The following is a 16,290-nucleotide window of genomic DNA, read 5'->3' on the forward strand; positions in this document are numbered from 1 at the left end:
GTTAGCTGCTTTGTCCGCCGCTGACTTGTATAATATTACACTATGAATAGTTATACGTCAACAGTTTTTTCAACTTTTTTTAATTTTTTTCTTTTATTATTTTACTTTCTTATTATGCGTACTTTTTCATTACTTATTCATTTCTATTTATTATCTATTTTTTAACTTGCTCCCTTTCTTATGCATTTCTTATTTTTAAACACTATATAAAAGACTTAATAAGAAGTAATCCCGAATTATCATTTTGACCTTCTCCATTAAGCCCTTATATACCTTATATACAACTATAATTTCACTGTACACTCTCTACCTTTTATGTTTCTTATATCTTGTCATATCATGATTAACCTAATTAACAAGCTCTTTTATAAAATATTCATGAACCCTTTTATCATTCGTAAGCTCAGGATGGAAAGATGTTGCTAACATATTCGCTTGTCTACAAGCTACGATTTCATTCTGTTCTTTTAATATGATATCTACATCTTTTCCTGTCCCTATAACATAGGGTGCCCGTATAAAAATTAATGGAAATCTTTCTATTTTCATCTTATCTATATCTCTTTCTACTTGAAAGCTTCCTAATTGTCTACCATAGGCATTTCTTTTTACACTAATATCCATTGTACCTAAATAGCATTTTGATTCCCCTTCAATGTTCTTTGAGAGCAAAATCATTCCCGCACATGTCCCCCAAGTTGGAAGCCCCTGCTTAATCATCTGTTTTAAAGGTTCTAACATATTGAAGCTTCTTAGTAATTTACCAAGCGTAGTACTTTCCCCCCCTGGAATAATAAGCCCATCTATTTTATCTAATTCTGATAAATAATTAACTTTAATCGCGTTTATATTATCTATCTCATTTAACATTGTTAAATGTTCTGCTACACCGCCTTGTAGACCTAAAACACCTATCGTTTTCATCTTACCACCCTCTTGTAGCATAAAGCTGCTTTTCATCTAGTTGACGAATATCTATAGATGTCATTGCATCTCCTAATCCTGCTGATACTTCTGCTAATACATCGGCGTCCTTATAATAAGTTGTTGCCTTTACTATTGCCTTTGCTCTTGCTTCTGGATCTGAAGATTTAAATATACCTGAACCTACAAACACACCATCTGCTCCCAATTGCATCATAAGCGCTGCATCTGCTGGTGTAGCTATTCCTCCTGCCGCAAAATTCACAACCGGTAATTTACCATTTTCTTTTACATAGCGAATAAGTTCATATGGTGCACCTAATTCTTTGGCTATTGTCATAAGTTCCTCATCATTTGCTCCTACTACTTTTGCAATTTCTTTATTCATTGTACGCATATGTCTTACGGCTTCTACTACATTTCCAGTACCTGCTTCTCCTTTTGTACGAATCATCGCCGCACCTTCTCCTATACGTCTTAATGCTTCTCCTAAATTACGTGCACCACACACATAAGGTACTTTAAAATTATGTTTATTGATATGATAATCTTCATCTGCTGGTGTTAGCACTTCACTCTCATCTATATAATCAATTTCTAATGCTTCTAGAATCTGTGCTTCTACAAAATGTCCTATACGTACCTTAGCCATTACTGGAATACTGACTGCTTCCTGAATTTCTTTAATCATTTTAGGATCAGACATTCTTGCCACTCCACCTTGCTTTCGTATATCTGATGGCACTCTTTCTAATGCCATAACAGCTACTGCTCCTGCTTTTTCTGCAATTATAGCCTCTTGTGGATTAACTACATCCATAATAACGCCGCCTTTTAACATCTGTGCTAAATTTTTATTTAATTGTAATCTCTCACTCATCAAATATGCTCCTTATATTTGTACCGGTACAATTCATCTATTTTTCCTAGAAATTAATCATATATTAACATGTGTTATTTTAAAAATAAATAGATTTAACTCAGCTATTCTTTTACTTATGCTTTGCACCCATACATTTCAATTGTATCGTTATACCCTTATTATTCCGATACAATTTATCTTTTCTATCAGAAAGCTCTTTATACAAAAAAGCTACCTGTAAAACTTACAGATAGCTAAAAAAACATATTAGTCTTTATATTCTAAAATACTTGTTGAAATACTAATAATACTAAGTTGTTTTCATAGAGCCATTTAAACAATACGCTTCCTTCTATGAGTGTTTCCAGTCCTCCATAACTAGGAATAGCTATAATACATGGTACAACTAATGTAATTACCCAGAATGTAAGTAGCCCTTTAATAATACCGATTCCAAAACCGCCTACCTTATTAAGACTTGAAATAACTGGTAACTTCGCAACAAATTTCCCAATAATGCGTACACTTCCTACTAAAACTACTTTTAAAACAAGCCAAGTAATAAGTAGTGCTAACATGGACATAATAATATTTGTTATTGAAATACTTACATAATCTATTATATTATTAGCACCTAAAGCCTTATATACTTCTGGATTATTATTTTTTACAAGTGTCTCACTCATAAAATCTGGTAGCCATGTAAAGTTTCGTACAATTGCTTGCCCCTGTGATTGCACACCATTTCCAAACTGAATAGTTACTACCTTTTCTCTTACCCATTCGTTAATATATGTATATAAAGGCGTAAGCTTTAGGATTATATTAATTAATGGATACACAATAAATGATAATATAAGCGCACCTAATGAACCTAATAAAGTTACTATTTCATCTATTAATCCTCTATGCATACCTACAAATGCAAATATAAGTAGCACTCCTAAAATAATCAAATCTAACATTTATTTCACCATCCTTTTTGGTGTTAATAGTATTACGTTTTCTTTACTTACTGCAATACCTTTTCTCATCTCAGATAAATAAAATACTTTATTTACGTCTACTGTACTCTTATAAGCAAATGTTTGGCTTCCCATTTTGTTATACCCTATAAATTGATTGTTTGAACCTATTACAACACCTCTTTCATCTGTATATAAATAATTTGCTGCCATTTGTAATTCTGTTTCAAAATCTTTTGTCCCTTGTGCATTCCAAAATGTTAATTTATCCTTACGTTTAATAATACTTGATTCTGGATAATCACTTGAGACAATAGGAAAGAAGCCGTTACCGTATTTACTTTGTTTATATAAATATGGTCTAAAAATAGAATTTATATTCGCAATGCTTTTAATTTCATTACCGTTCATATCATACCAAGTCATTTTTTGATCACCAATGCTTACCCATATATTATCTCTTATAAACTCTACCTCATAGATGAGATTTCCTCTTTCAAGAATACCATATTTGACACCTTCACCTTCTTTACCCTCTACTTCTTCCATAGCAATGGCACGTATAGAAGATGTAAGAATTGGCTCATCAGTTTTTACATAAGTTACAAGTAACAACTTGTTGTCTGCTGAAAGCTCTACAGATGTAGGATATCCCTCATTACTTGTATAACTAATCATACCACCTAAATATTTTCCATTTACATCATAGGCTGCTACCATATTCCCACTATTTAATTTCTGGATAACACTAATGCCACCTTTTTCATTTACAGAGAAATATATAACTGGATTATCTAATGTAATATCTATTACTTTTCCCTTTGTATTAAACAAAGAAATTTTCTTACCTTCCTCCTTGCTACCTACTGCTATATATGGTTCTCTTTGCTTTACAACATAATTATTCACACTAAGTGTATCCGACCAAACTTCATATCCATCTAAATCATACGCTTTAATTCCATCTCTATTAACTTTAATAATCTGTTTATCATTTAATCCTATATAATCATTATCTTTTATATCTAATTTTATAATTTCTTTAGCTTCACTTAAGTTAATTGCACTGCCTGTTAATGAAAAAACATCAAACATATTTACTGCTCCATATACAAGTATGCCTAATATAACAATTACCAAAATTAAAGTGGTAGGCCTAATATGTTCTTTTTTCAATTTATTAGCCATTTTCTTTCCTCCTCTAAGTACTGCTTATGCTTTTATCATACACTACTCTATTATTAATTCAAAGTAAAAGTGTAATATGTCTCTTGCTCTCTTATCTTCATAATAACCGTCTTCACATCTATAATAACAAAAAGAACTACCTAGCTTACCATGCTTAGTAGTTCTTTTATAAACATTTATATTTTAACGTACAAGTGCTCTATATACTTTTTCATATTTTCTTGCAGCGTCATCCCAAGAGAATCCTTTTTTCATTCCATTATACTGCATTTGTCTAAAGGCCTCTTGTCCTTCAGTATTGTAATAATTATATGCTTCCTCAATTTTTTTATACATCCAGTAACCTGAGCAGTCTTCAAACTCAAAGCCTGTACCTTCTTTACTTTCTTGATTATAGTGAATTACTGTATCCTTTAATCCACCTGTTTTTCTTACAATTGGTACAGTTCCATAGCGCATTGCTATGAGTTGTCCTAAACCACACGGTTCAAATAACGATGGCATTAAAAAAATATCACTACTTGCATAAATCTTTTGAGCTAATGGTTCATTAAACGTTAGAAAAGCACAGACACGCTTTTTGTACTTATTAGCAAAGTATCTAAACATATCTTCATACTCTTTCTCTCCTGTTCCTAATATTACAAACTGAACATCCAATTCCATGATTTTATCCATTACCCAAGCCTCATATACTTGCTGTTTCATTAAATCAAAACCTTTTTGATCTGTAATTCTTGAAACAACACCTATCATCATACAGTCTTTTTCTTCTAAGCCATAGGCTCTTTGAAAGGCAAATTTATTTTCCTTCTTCATTTCTAATGTATCTATATTATAATTTGTGTAAATATGAGGATCTGTTTGTGGATTATAAATATTATAATCTATTCCATTTAATATCCCCTCTATTTTATAATATAACTTTTCGCCTAATAATCGATCTAAGCCACAACCATATTCATATGTTTTAATCTCTTCAGCATAAGTTGGACTTACTGTTGTAATCTTATCTGAATAAATAAGTCCTGCCTTCATATAACTTACAGCACCATGGTATTCTATACGTTCTGGACTCATATATTCATTAGAGAGTTCTAAAACATCTAATGCCTCTCTTCCAAATAATCCTTGATACTTTAAATTATGTATTGTATAGATTGTCTTAATTTTAGAAAAGAACATGTCTCTACTATACATATCTTTAAGCAACAAACATAATGGGCCTGTCTGCCAATCATTACACTGTATAATGTCTGGCATAAAATCAATATGCCTTAGCATTTCAAGTACACCCTTACAAAAGAACGCAAAACGTTCATAATCATCTTGATAACCATACAATTCATCTCTTGAAAAATATGTATCATTTTTTAAGAAATAGGTAGGCACAATGCTGTCATCAAAATATAGGCCGACACCCTGTACTCGCCATCCTAAATAAACATCATAACTCGTTACAAAATGTTCGTCGTGTTCAAAAAATTTTCCCTTAATACGTTGATAATAAGGCATTACTACTCTAGCATCTATCCCTCTTTCACGTAATTTCTTAGGTAATGCGCCTATAACATCTGCCAAACCACCTGTTTTAGCATAAGGTACTACTTCTGTGGATACAAACAAACACTTAAGTGGTCGATTGTTCACTGTGATACCTCCTAATTTAGACTATTTCTCCTCTTATAATACACTTTTTTTAAATGATTTGTACAGTTTAATTGTTCGTTTTTCAAATTTTTTGTTTATTTTTTAGGCATTTTTAATTCTTGCCCAACATAAATATTATTGGTACTATCTAATCCATTAAGCTTAGCAATCTCTAATGACTTTTTAGCATTACCATATTTATCATAACTAATATTAGCTAATGTATCACCTTGTTTAACCACATAAATATCATATTCCTCTTCTGCTGATGATGATTTTTCTTCTTTACTAGTTTGATCTGCATTACTTGCTTCATCTACTTTATTTGTATCCAAAGTTACTTCATCCTGCTTATCATCTTCTCCTACTATTTCTTCTCCTGTAATAGTTGGCACACTCTCTTCATCAGTGTTACTTGTATTTGTTTCATCTACATTACTAACATCACTACTTATTTGAATTTCATCTGTTACAGTACCTATTTCTTTACCTAATGTATTATTAACTGCAGTTTGCTGATTATTTGAACCTTCCTTATCACTTACATCATTAACGCTGTTTGACATAACGGCTGTTATCTGATTACTACCTAACCCCTTTGCATCATTCATTCTTACAATAATACCGGTTAGAGCTACTAAAGCAATGGCTACTGCCATAATTGTAAAACTTGTATTTTTCTTTTGAAGGTATTCCTCCTTGCGAATCTTTCCTATTTCTCTAAATTGATTAACTACAGTATCCTTAATTTCTTCTGTTTCTTTCTTTGCAAAAGGATGCTCTACCATATATTTTTGCATAGGTTCGTTAGGTTCATAATACATGCAGTATCCACTTTGTTCTTTGAGTTCTTCATCTTCATAAACATATACAGTTTCCACTTTATTTAGTGCATCAACAAGCATAAATACACTACCTGTACCTTCAAATACACTTCTATGTTCTCTAAGTTCTTTCATAGTCAACATTGTGCCATAGCCAGGCTGCATATGTAACCATCCAATAATATCTTGGTCTGCAAAATACTCTTTTCTCTTTTCTTCTATTTCATTAACAACTTCTAAGTTAATCCATTCACTACCATCTGTAAGCTTATTTACATCTACTGGAATCATCCCTGTAATCATGGCCTCTTTACTATCTAAATATACTTCACCTATAAGAATTGCAGCACTTTCTTTAGATAAATCAGAATAAGCATATTGATAAATGTATGTGTAAACATAATCTTCCATGTAAATATGAAATTCACAGTCCATATCACCAATCATCTTGACATTATCTAATTTCTTTTTTTCCTGTCTACTTTTATTAGGAACTTCTCTAGTACTTTTTACTTCTATATCACCTATTGTTTCTGTAATTTCATTATACTGACTGAATGATGTAATAGCTACTTCATCTTCAGTGGTTTGCTCTAAAATATCTTCTTGGTTAAAATCATTTTCCTGGTTGTGTTCTTCTACTAGTTCATCAGTTTTAATCTCCTCACTTATATTTTGAGTACTGACATCTTGTCCACTATTATCATATAAATTTGTAATCTTAGTATTTTTATTACTCTTATTAGATTGGCCTTTACTAGGTCTATAAGATATTTTCCCCATAAGTATTCCCCTTCCATTATTATCCATTTTATCCATTTCCTAAAGGATACTACAAGGGGAATAAATTTTTTAATCCTTTATGTCGAACATATCAGTTTTTTTATTTGCATATTAAGTACTGTTTTTACTTTTTTTACCATTTATTGTTACTATATTACTTTACTCATATTTTTTATACGGATTTTATATTTTTAAGGATTGTTTTTATAGAAATTCAAAATTTATATACTTTAAAAATATATTCAGCTGTAAAACTTTAATGTACAAATCCTTGATTTTACTTACCTTAGCAGATTCCTAAATAAATTCTATTGAAAATAAGAAATAAATCCTAAAAAAAGTGGCAAACTATAACAACAAATTAGGAAAGTGGTGATAAACGTATGAACCCTGAATGGAGTAATAAAGCCTCTCCCCTATACATCAATATCAATGAATCAAATCATTTCAGCACCTTTTGTAATGAACTTCACAGTTATCTTACAACTTATCTGCCTTATCATAATGATGAACTTGTTATTGTTTGTATTGGTACAGACCGTGCAACTGGTGATAGCCTAGGTCCGTTAGTAGGCTATAAATTAAAAGACTTAAGAGAAGAAAAGGTTACATTGTACGGCACTTTAGATGAGCCTGTACATGCCAAAAATCTCGAAGAAACATTAAATACTATTTTAGAAGAACATCGTAACGCACTTGTTTTAGCTATTGATGCCTGTTTAGGCGCTACTAACAATGTAGGATGTATTACTATTGGTGAAGGTTCTATCACACCAGGCGCTGGTGTAAAAAAAGAATTACCTCCAGTAGGACATTTGCATATCACAGGCATCGTTAACTTTAGTAGCCTCATGAATATGGTTGTACTTCAAAATACCAGGCTCTCTTTAGTTATGCGCATGGCAGATACTATTTCTTCTGGTATGAAATATTGTCTCTGGAGGTATTATAAATCTAATAAATCTTATCTATAATCACTTAAGATAACGATTAGACAATTTATTTACTATAAATCAAGTTGTAAATCTCCTTCTTTAATCCACTTAAGTGATCGAAACATTAATGCAAAAGCCCAAGTTAATACACCTGGCAATATAAAGCAGATAACTGCTATTTGTATAAATAACACAGTACCGTTGGCTCCTTGCTCAATCATCGTTTGCCACATCAACAGAGGTCCTACTAAACCTGAAGTTCCCATCCCCGAGCCAGCTGGTACATTTTGTAATTTAAATACAACAGTTGATAAAGGACCTGTAACCGCACTAGCTAATATAGGTGGAAGCCATACTTTAGGATTTTTAACGATATTAGGCATTTGCAACATAGATGTTCCTAGTCCTTGTGCAATAAGGCCATTTACCTTATTTTCTCTATAACTCATCACTGCAAATCCCACCATTTGTGCACAGCATCCTGCTGTAGCTGCCCCTGCCGCTATTCCTGATAAACCTAAGATAACACCAATAGCTGCCGAACTAATTGGTAATGTTAAAAATATACCCATTGCTACTGATATAACAATTCCCATTAAAAATGGTTGAAGTTCTGTAGAATGTTCAATAAATGCGCCTAATAATGTTGTAAATTTTGCAAGACTTGATCCTATCAAAAGGGCTACTAAACTTCCTGCTACAATAGTGACTGCTGGCGTTAATAATATATCTAATTTTGTTTTTCCTGCTACAAGTCTTCCAATTTCTACACCTATAACAGCTGCTATAAAAGCACCTAAAGGATCTCCTGGGCCACTAAATAAAATACCATTTTCAGTAATAAATGTCCCAGCTAATATTTTAGTTGCATAAGCACCGATTACACCATTTAATACACTTGAATATAATACAAGTTTACTTACACCTAAATTATGGGCTACACCTACCGCTATACCTACACCTGTTAATACCGTGGCAATTTGTCCTAGCTGGATTAAAAATTGCCCAAACCAAACATTAGGCATAAATGATCCTATTTGTTTAATAATTGTTCCTATTAATAGGGTGGAAAATAGACCTAAAGCCATTCCACTTAAACCATCTATTAAATAGCGATTTATAAATTTTTTACCATATATACGCCATTTATTTTTATCATTCATATTGGTCTCTCCTTTATTTAATTTTGTATACATAATAACATGTGTCATGACACTAGTCAAACCATTTAATCCATAAAAAATAAGAGTTCAAAGCACTCTTTGCCATGTAGACTACTTAAACTCTTATTATCATTACATCTTCCTTGCTTCTTATGTGTTACTTATAAGGAATCCATGTTCTCTTAATTCTGCCTCTATAATATCTAATTCCTCTTCATTAGATGCTTCTATCGTATGCATATGTGTACCATCTGTTAATTTCAATAGCGGCATAGCCTCACTTTGCTCTAACTTAGTTACAAACTGTTTAATATCCCTCCTTGTACGTAGCATTAAATCTGCTACTACTTCTCCATAAACGGGATGTATAACGATAACATTTCTTACTCTTCCGCCGTTATCAATAATAATATTAAGTTCTTCTTCACTATGTTCTTTATCGTGTTTAACAAGTACAACACGTTGACACATTGCATTTACTTCTTTATTTAAAATATATCCCCTTGCTGTAGCCAATACGTTGCATCCTTGTGCACGTAATAATGCCACGTCCTGTACGATTACCTGTCTACTAACTTCCAACTTCTTTGCCAAAAATGTTGCACTAATAGGTTTCGTATTTTCACTTAAAACCTTAAGTATTTTTTTTCTTCTTTGTTCGCCGTCCATTTCATTTCCCTTCTTTTAAATAATGAAACTTTTTCCCTTATTATAGCACAACTCATTGAAAAAATTACAATAAAAACAGTTAATGAAAGTTTAACTTTCATTAACTGTTTTTTATAATTTATTATTTTTGAAGTCTTGCTAAAAGAGTTTCTCTTAAAGCTTCAAATCCTTTTTTACCTAATAATGCAAACATGTTCTTTTTGTATTCTTCTACACCTGGTTGGTTAAATGGATTAACTCCTAATAAGTATCCACTTACACCACATGCTTTTTCAAAGAAGTAAATCATACGACCCATATTGTAAGCATCTATAGCTGGTAAGTTAACTACTACGTTTGGTACACCACCGTCAACGTGAGCTAAAATTGTTCCTTGGTAAGCTTGTTTGTTAACGAAGTCCATTGTTTTACCTGCTAAGTAGTTAAGTCCATCTAAATCTGTAGCTTCTTCTTGAAGTGTTACATCTTTTCTTGGGCTTTCTACGTTGATAACTGTCTCAAATAACATTCTTTGACCATCTTGGATATATTGTCCTAATGAATGAAGGTCTGTTGAGAAGTTTACTGATGATGGGTAAAGACCTTTTCCGTCTTTTCCTTCGCTTTCACCATATAATTGTTTCCACCATTCACCGAAGTATTGAAGACATGGTTCATAGTTTACGATGATTTCTGTAGTTTTTCCTTTTCTTAAAAGTGCATTTCTAACTGCTGCATATTTGTAGCATTCATTTTCTTCTACATTAGGATTTGCATATTCTTCTCTTGCGTCAGCAGCACCTTTCATTAAATCATCAATACTGATACCTGCTACTGCAATTGGAAGTAATCCAACTGGTGTAAGTACAGAGAAACGTCCACCTACATCATCTGGAATAACGAATGTTTCATAACCTTCTTCTTTTGCTAATGTAAGAAGAGCTCCTTTAGCTTTATCTGTTGTAGCAAAGATACGTTCTTTAGCTGCTTCTTTACCATATTTATTTTCCATGAACTCTTTGAATACACGGAAAGCGATAGCTGGTTCTGTTGTTGTTCCTGATTTAGAAATAACGTTTACACTAACTTCTTTTCCTTCACATACATCTAAAAGATCTTTAAGGTATGTTCCTGAAATATTATTTCCTACATAATAAATTTCTGGAGTTTTTCTTTGTTCTTTGCTAAGTGCATTATAGAATGTATGACTTAAAGCATCGATACATGCTCTTGCACCAAGGTAAGAACCACCTATTCCGATTACAATAAGTACATCAGAATTATTTTGAATTTTTTCAGCCGCTTTTTTAATACGTTCAAATTCATCTTTATCATACTCTACTGGAAGGTCAATCCAACCTAAGAAGTCATTTCCTGCTCCAGTTTTTTCATGTAACATTTGATGTGCAAGACCGATTTGTGCATTGAGGTATTCTACCTCATGAGCTTGTACTCCAGTTTTAGAGTAATCAACAGTAATTTTATTCATTACTAAAATCCTCCTAATATCGACAGGTTAATATACTTTTTTAACATATTCTATTATAATCTAACTTTGATTATTTTTAAACACTAAATTATAATAGATTTATCAGTATCATATATATTTTTATTAATTTATACTTTAAATATAAAAAAAACTATTTTTATAACTTCTTTTACAAAATTTCTAAGACAGTGTCTCCAATAGTTGCACAATATCTTCTACTTTTAGAATAACTTCTTCTTCATTTTCTATTTTGCTAGCTGTCGTTTCTTTACCTATTTGCTTGATTTTTTCCCTTTCCTCTTGGGTCAACTTCTTTTCTATGCTATTACCCTTGGCATCTAACACGATAAGCTTATTTCCTTTTATTTGTACCTTTTTCTTCTTTTTCAATGGATACACATTTACAACATAATTACTAATCTCAGCAATCATATTATCCCCATGTTCATTTAATCCCCTTATAATAGTATAAAATTCCATACTAATTGTTAAAAAGATACTCGTGGAAATCATAATAACTGTTCTTAGCGTAGTGCCATCCCCATTAGCAATAGCCACCAATAATTCTAGTACAACACATCCCCACATAACATACTTCAATTTTGTCGCTATATTTTTAACGGATACATAAGGAAACTTACCAATATACTCTTTTGACAATTGGCTTTTGATAATGCTGTCTATATCTACTTCAGCCTCAGCATCATACTTATTATACCTATTAACTATACTGTCAACAAAAGCAATGCGTGACTGAGTAGTATATGCTTTATGATTTGTAAACATATCTAAGCTTTCTTCTATAGTTTTAAACTTATGTTCTACCATACATGTGGTAAAAACAGTTAATCCAGTTAGTATTATCTCAAATACAAATAATGCTACCAACATATTCTCCCCTCCTTATCTTTAAATATACCATCTTTATTTTAACATTTTTTTGAATTTTTTCAACTTTTAGTTCAACTACTCTATCTCCTACTTTTTTATACATACAAAAGCAGGACAGCAAAGTCTTGCACTTTACCATCCTGCCCTGTATAAATTATTAAATTGTTTCTAAAATACTTTCAATCATACGGCTTGCATTTTTTGCAGCTACATCCACAAACTCTTCAAAGTTTACATCTGCACTTTGATCTGCTTTATCAGAAATCGCTCTAATAATAACAAATGGCACTTGATTTAAGTAACATGCATGTGCAATTGCAGCCCCTTCCATTTCAGCACAATATGCTGTGAATGTTGTATAAATATCTTCTTTTACTTTCATGCTACAAACAAATTGATCACCACTTGCAACGCGTCCTACATATACCTTATGATTACCTTTAAGTTTTTTAGCAGCTTCTTGTGCTGTTTCAATTAATTTGCTATCTGCTTCAAAGTAAGTTTTTTTCATACGTGGAATTTCCCCTCTAGGATTTCCTACTGCTGAAGCATCCATATCATGTTCTACTGTATCACTTGATACAACAATATCACCTATGTTAAGTTCTGGGTATAAACCACCTGCAACCCCAGTATTAATAATGTATTCTACATTAAACATATCCACAAGAATTTGTGTACATACTGCTGCATTTACTTTACCAATACCACATCTTACTATTACTACTTCCTTTTCCTTAATTGTTCCTACAAAAAATGTCATTCCAGCAATTTCTTTTTCTTCAGTAACTGTCATCTTTCTTTTAAGAGAAATAACTTCTTCATCCATTGCCCCAATAATTCCTATCATTTATTTACTCCTCCATTAGTTTATTTATTTTACTCTCTTTATTATATACAAATATTAACTGTTCTAAAAGCCCTAATCTCTTCTACTTTTAACTTCTAATGCACGTTTTTCTAAAATAGGCTTTAACTTAGCCCATACTAAGTTCACATCTTTCTCCCCATTATCTTTAATAAACTCTTTATTATCAAGACTAATATCTATAAGAATATCAATCCACCTATAAATCTCTTCTGCTGCTACTAGGCTCTCATTATACTTAATCGTTACTAAACCTCTATCATAGTCAACTTTTACATCATTAATACCCTTTAATATCTTTATAGCATCTAATATAAAATGTTCATAGACTCTATATTCATCCTCTATATCTATAATCTGCTTTGCATACAACTTAAGTTCACCAGGATCATTACTAATAGTCTCGATTTTAATCATACTTTTAATTAAATTCTTCTTAAACCCAAACATTTTTATTGCCCCCTACTTGTATAATAATTTACTTATATTTTAAAGTATGACCATAATCTTCATTTTAGACTATTATACAAGCCTTAATAGCAAACTAAATAAAAAAACTGTCAGCATATTTATACAATGTCATTAAGTTAAGACATTGTTTCTGAGATTTCCTTAAATAACCAAGTACTTATTATAGGTATTTGATTATTTTTTACGTGAAAAAGCTTGACAAAGTATTAAAAATTTGCTGCGAAACCCCTCGTTGAGAAGGTGTTGTGATGAATACACACACAAATGAACTAAAAAATTGTATATTAGAAAATATAAGAAAAATAAGTAATAAGCCATAGGAATTTTCTTTGCATTTAAATACTGCCTTTGATATAGAACCCAAACAGTTTGTAGATGCAGTTATTCAAAAAGGACTTAGTAAAAAAAAGATAGGGAATAGAAACAGGATTTAAAGAGGCAAAGTATATCTTAGGCTTACGAGCATTTCACTCAAAGCAAGAAAATTCTATTTTACAGGAAATCTATGCTCGTTTGGTGATGTATAACTTCAGTATGTCTATTACATTAAATACATCATCAGAAGAAAAAGACCTACAGCACCACCTTCAGGTCAATTTCACGCAGGGTACAAAAATTTGTCTACACTTTTTTAAATATAGAAAATTATAGCCAACATATGATATAGAAGCTACAATAAGGCGATTTCTTCTTCCCGTAAGACCAAATCGTCAAAGACAGCGAGTAGCTGTCAGTACTACTGTAGTTTCATTCAATTATAGACTATCATAAATCTAGAAAATACAACTTTTTTTACTCCGCCATTCTTAACGGAGTATTTAGTATGTGCAAAAATAGAAAAACACAAAAATAAACCAAGAATGAAACAGTATTATTTTACTGAAACATTCTTGGTTTATAATTAATCATAAAAAAGATAGCTAACTTAATGACATTGCATATTTATGCTGGCAGCTCTTTTTATATTTATTCTATTTCAAAGTTGCTCCCACAAAATCTACAAATAGTGGATGTGGTCTATTGGGTCTTGATAAAAACTCTGGATGGAATTGTGCACCTACAAACCATGGGTGATCTTCTATTTCTACAATTTCTACTAAACGATTATCTGGTGATACCCCTGTTATCTTAAGACCTTTACTTGTTAACAACTCCCTATATTCATTATTATATTCATAGCGATGACGATGTCTCTCTTCAATTTCTTTTTGTTTATAGGCAGCATATGCATTACTTTCTTCGGCTAGTACACATGGATAAGCACCAAGTCTCATTGTTCCACCCATATCTTCAATATCCTTTTGATCTGGCATAATATCAATAACTGGATATTTAGTTGCTGGCATAAGTTCACTACTATGTGCGCCTTTAAGTCCTAATACATTTCTAGCAAATTCAATAACTGCACATTGCATACCTAAACATATTCCAAAGTATGGCACCTTATTTTCTCTAGCGTAACGTACAGCTTCAATTTTTCCTTCTACACCACGGTCACCAAATCCTCCTGGAACAAGAATCCCTTTAGCGTCCTTTAGAATCTCAGCTGCATTCTCATGCGTTACATCCTCTGAATTAACCCAATCAATTTCTACATCTGCCCCATGATAAATACCTGCATGATGTAATGATTCCACTATAGAAATATATGCATCATGTAATTCTACATATTTACCAACGAGAGCAATTTTAGTTTTCTTTTCTTTATTTTTATCTTTTTCAACCATAGCTTTCCACTCTGTTAAGTCTGGTTCTGAACAATCAATATGGAGTTTTCTACATACAATTTTGGCAAGCCCTTCGTCTTCTAACATAAGTGGAACTTGATAAAGAGTTTCCGCATCTAAGTTTTGTACAACACAATCTTTATCTACATTACAGAATAACGCCATCTTATATTTCATATCTTCTGAAATAGGCTGTTCTGTTCGACATACAATAATATCTGGCTGAATTCCAATAGATAATAATTCTTTTACAGAATGTTGTGTTGGTTTTGTTTTCATTTCACCTGATTTTGCAAGATAAGGAATAAGTGTAACATGAATATATAATACATTTTCTCGGCCTACATCTGTTGCTACCTGTCTTATCGCTTCAAGGAATGGTAAACTTTCAATATCACCTACTGTTCCTCCAATTTCAGTAATAACAATATCTGACGTTTCACCTGTATTTCCTACACGATACACACAGTCTTTAATCATGTTTGTGATATGTGGAATAACTTGAACAGTTGCTCCTAAGTAGTCTCCTTTACGTTCTTTATTTAGAACTGACCAATATATTTTACCTGTAGTAACATTACTGTACTTATTAAGTTTCTCATCAATAAATCTTTCATAATGTCCTAAATCTAGATCCGTTTCACTACCATCATTAGTAACAAATACTTCTCCATGTTGATAAGGGCTCATTGTTCCTGGGTCAATGTTAATATATGGATCAAACTTTTGAATGGTAACCTTTTTTCCTCTTGCTTTTAAAAGTCTTCCAAGACACGCTGCTGTAATTCCTTTTCCAAGTCCAGAAACGACTCCTCCTGTAACAAAAATATATTTTGTAGACATATTTTTCACCTCAACCGTTTTTTTTTCACATTATCAACTTTAACATTTTATAATTATAA

The 16,290-nt window shown here is 31.8% G+C and carries 14 protein-coding genes; 1 reads left to right on the forward strand and 13 read right to left on the reverse strand.

The window, feature by feature from the left end; genetic code table 11:
- Positions 1–348: 348 nt before the first annotated feature.
- The 6 genes from pdxT to JCM14822_RS12505 form a co-directional block, all read right to left on the reverse strand.
- A complete protein-coding gene (pdxT, locus tag JCM14822_RS12480; protein ID WP_054742716.1) occupies positions 349–924 on the reverse strand; it encodes a pyridoxal 5'-phosphate synthase glutaminase subunit PdxT in 576 nt (191 codons plus the stop codon).
- 1 nt (position 925) lies between these two features.
- On the reverse strand, positions 926–1,804 hold the full coding sequence (pdxS, locus tag JCM14822_RS12485) for a pyridoxal 5'-phosphate synthase lyase subunit PdxS (protein WP_054742717.1): 879 nt from the start codon (positions 1,802–1,804) through the stop codon (positions 926–928).
- 263 nt (positions 1,805–2,067) lie between these two features.
- A complete protein-coding gene (locus JCM14822_RS12490; RefSeq protein WP_054742718.1) occupies positions 2,068–2,751 on the reverse strand; it encodes a CvpA family protein in 684 nt (227 codons plus the stop codon).
- Entirely contained in the window at positions 2,752–3,939 is a 1,188-nt protein-coding gene (locus JCM14822_RS12495; RefSeq protein ID WP_054742719.1) for a DUF5711 family protein, read from the reverse strand. It abuts the gene before it with no gap.
- A 183-nt stretch (positions 3,940–4,122) separates the two neighbouring features.
- The gene (locus JCM14822_RS12500; RefSeq protein ID WP_054742720.1) at positions 4,123–5,589 is read right to left on the reverse strand and encodes a glycogen synthase; all 1,467 of its coding nucleotides are present in this window, start codon (positions 5,587–5,589) and stop codon (positions 4,123–4,125) included.
- Positions 5,590–5,684: 95 nt separating this feature from the next.
- Positions 5,685–7,196, reverse strand: a complete 1,512-nt coding sequence (locus tag JCM14822_RS12505; RefSeq protein WP_054742721.1) for a LysM peptidoglycan-binding domain-containing protein — start codon at positions 7,194–7,196, stop codon at positions 5,685–5,687.
- A gap of 383 nt (positions 7,197–7,579) precedes the next feature.
- Between JCM14822_RS12505 and yyaC the strand changes: the two genes are divergently transcribed.
- Entirely contained in the window at positions 7,580–8,170 is a 591-nt protein-coding gene (gene yyaC / locus JCM14822_RS12510; RefSeq protein WP_054742722.1) for a spore protease YyaC, read from the forward strand.
- A 32-nt stretch (positions 8,171–8,202) separates the two neighbouring features.
- On the opposite strand, the gene JCM14822_RS12515 is transcribed toward yyaC, so the two are convergent.
- The 7 genes from JCM14822_RS12515 to JCM14822_RS12545 form a co-directional block, all read right to left on the reverse strand.
- Complete coding sequence (locus JCM14822_RS12515) at positions 8,203–9,294, reverse strand: PTS transporter subunit IIC (RefSeq protein WP_172674820.1); 1,092 nt, start codon at positions 9,292–9,294, stop codon at positions 8,203–8,205.
- Between the two features lie 150 nt (positions 9,295–9,444).
- Complete coding sequence (locus JCM14822_RS12520) at positions 9,445–9,963, reverse strand: transcription repressor NadR (protein ID WP_054742723.1); 519 nt, start codon at positions 9,961–9,963, stop codon at positions 9,445–9,447.
- Positions 9,964–10,084: 121 nt separating this feature from the next.
- Positions 10,085–11,431 (reverse strand): glucose-6-phosphate isomerase, encoded by a 1,347-nt coding sequence (locus JCM14822_RS12525; protein ID WP_054742724.1) that lies wholly within the window; start codon positions 11,429–11,431, stop codon positions 10,085–10,087.
- A gap of 180 nt (positions 11,432–11,611) precedes the next feature.
- Positions 11,612–12,322 carry a hypothetical protein gene (locus JCM14822_RS12530; RefSeq protein ID WP_054742725.1) on the reverse strand — a complete coding sequence of 237 codons (711 nt, stop codon included), beginning with the start codon at positions 12,320–12,322 and terminating at the stop codon, positions 11,612–11,614.
- Between the two features lie 157 nt (positions 12,323–12,479).
- Complete coding sequence (locus JCM14822_RS12535; RefSeq protein ID WP_054742726.1) at positions 12,480–13,172, reverse strand: 5'-methylthioadenosine/adenosylhomocysteine nucleosidase; 693 nt, start codon at positions 13,170–13,172, stop codon at positions 12,480–12,482.
- Between the two features lie 72 nt (positions 13,173–13,244).
- Positions 13,245–13,640 (reverse strand): heavy-metal-associated domain-containing protein, encoded by a 396-nt coding sequence (locus JCM14822_RS12540; protein WP_054742727.1) that lies wholly within the window; start codon positions 13,638–13,640, stop codon positions 13,245–13,247.
- Positions 13,641–14,632: 992 nt separating this feature from the next.
- A complete protein-coding gene (locus tag JCM14822_RS12545) occupies positions 14,633–16,231 on the reverse strand; it encodes a CTP synthase (RefSeq protein ID WP_054742728.1) in 1,599 nt (532 codons plus the stop codon).
- Positions 16,232–16,290 lie beyond the last annotated feature (59 nt).

It is taken from the genome of Cellulosilyticum ruminicola JCM 14822 (assembly GCF_001311925.1).
Classification (GTDB): Bacteria; Bacillota; Clostridia; order Lachnospirales; family Cellulosilyticaceae; genus Cellulosilyticum; species Cellulosilyticum ruminicola.

Coding starts and splice junctions, on each gene's coding strand:
- pdxT (WP_054742716.1), bottom strand. CDS start 924: ATGAAAACGATAGGTGTTTTAGGTCTACAAGGCGGTGTAGCAGAACAT.
- pdxS (WP_054742717.1), bottom strand. CDS start 1,804: ATGAGTGAGAGATTACAATTAAATAAAAATTTAGCACAGATGTTAAAA.
- JCM14822_RS12490 (WP_054742718.1), bottom strand. CDS start 2,751: ATGTTAGATTTGATTATTTTAGGAGTGCTACTTATATTTGCATTTGTA.
- JCM14822_RS12495 (WP_054742719.1), bottom strand. CDS start 3,939: ATGGCTAATAAATTGAAAAAAGAACATATTAGGCCTACCACTTTAATT.
- JCM14822_RS12505 (WP_054742721.1), bottom strand. CDS start 7,196: ATGGGGAAAATATCTTATAGACCTAGTAAAGGCCAATCTAATAAGAGT.
- yyaC (WP_054742722.1), top strand. CDS start 7,580: ATGAACCCTGAATGGAGTAATAAAGCCTCTCCCCTATACATCAATATC.
- JCM14822_RS12515 (WP_172674820.1), bottom strand. CDS start 9,294: ATGAATGATAAAAATAAATGGCGTATATATGGTAAAAAATTTATAAAT.
- JCM14822_RS12520 (WP_054742723.1), bottom strand. CDS start 9,963: ATGGACGGCGAACAAAGAAGAAAAAAAATACTTAAGGTTTTAAGTGAA.
- JCM14822_RS12525 (WP_054742724.1), bottom strand. CDS start 11,431: ATGAATAAAATTACTGTTGATTACTCTAAAACTGGAGTACAAGCTCAT.
- JCM14822_RS12530 (WP_054742725.1), bottom strand. CDS start 12,322: ATGTTGGTAGCATTATTTGTATTTGAGATAATACTAACTGGATTAACT.
- JCM14822_RS12535 (WP_054742726.1), bottom strand. CDS start 13,172: ATGATAGGAATTATTGGGGCAATGGATGAAGAAGTTATTTCTCTTAAA.
- JCM14822_RS12540 (WP_054742727.1), bottom strand. CDS start 13,640: ATGTTTGGGTTTAAGAAGAATTTAATTAAAAGTATGATTAAAATCGAG.
- JCM14822_RS12545 (WP_054742728.1), bottom strand. CDS start 16,231: ATGTCTACAAAATATATTTTTGTTACAGGAGGAGTCGTTTCTGGACTT.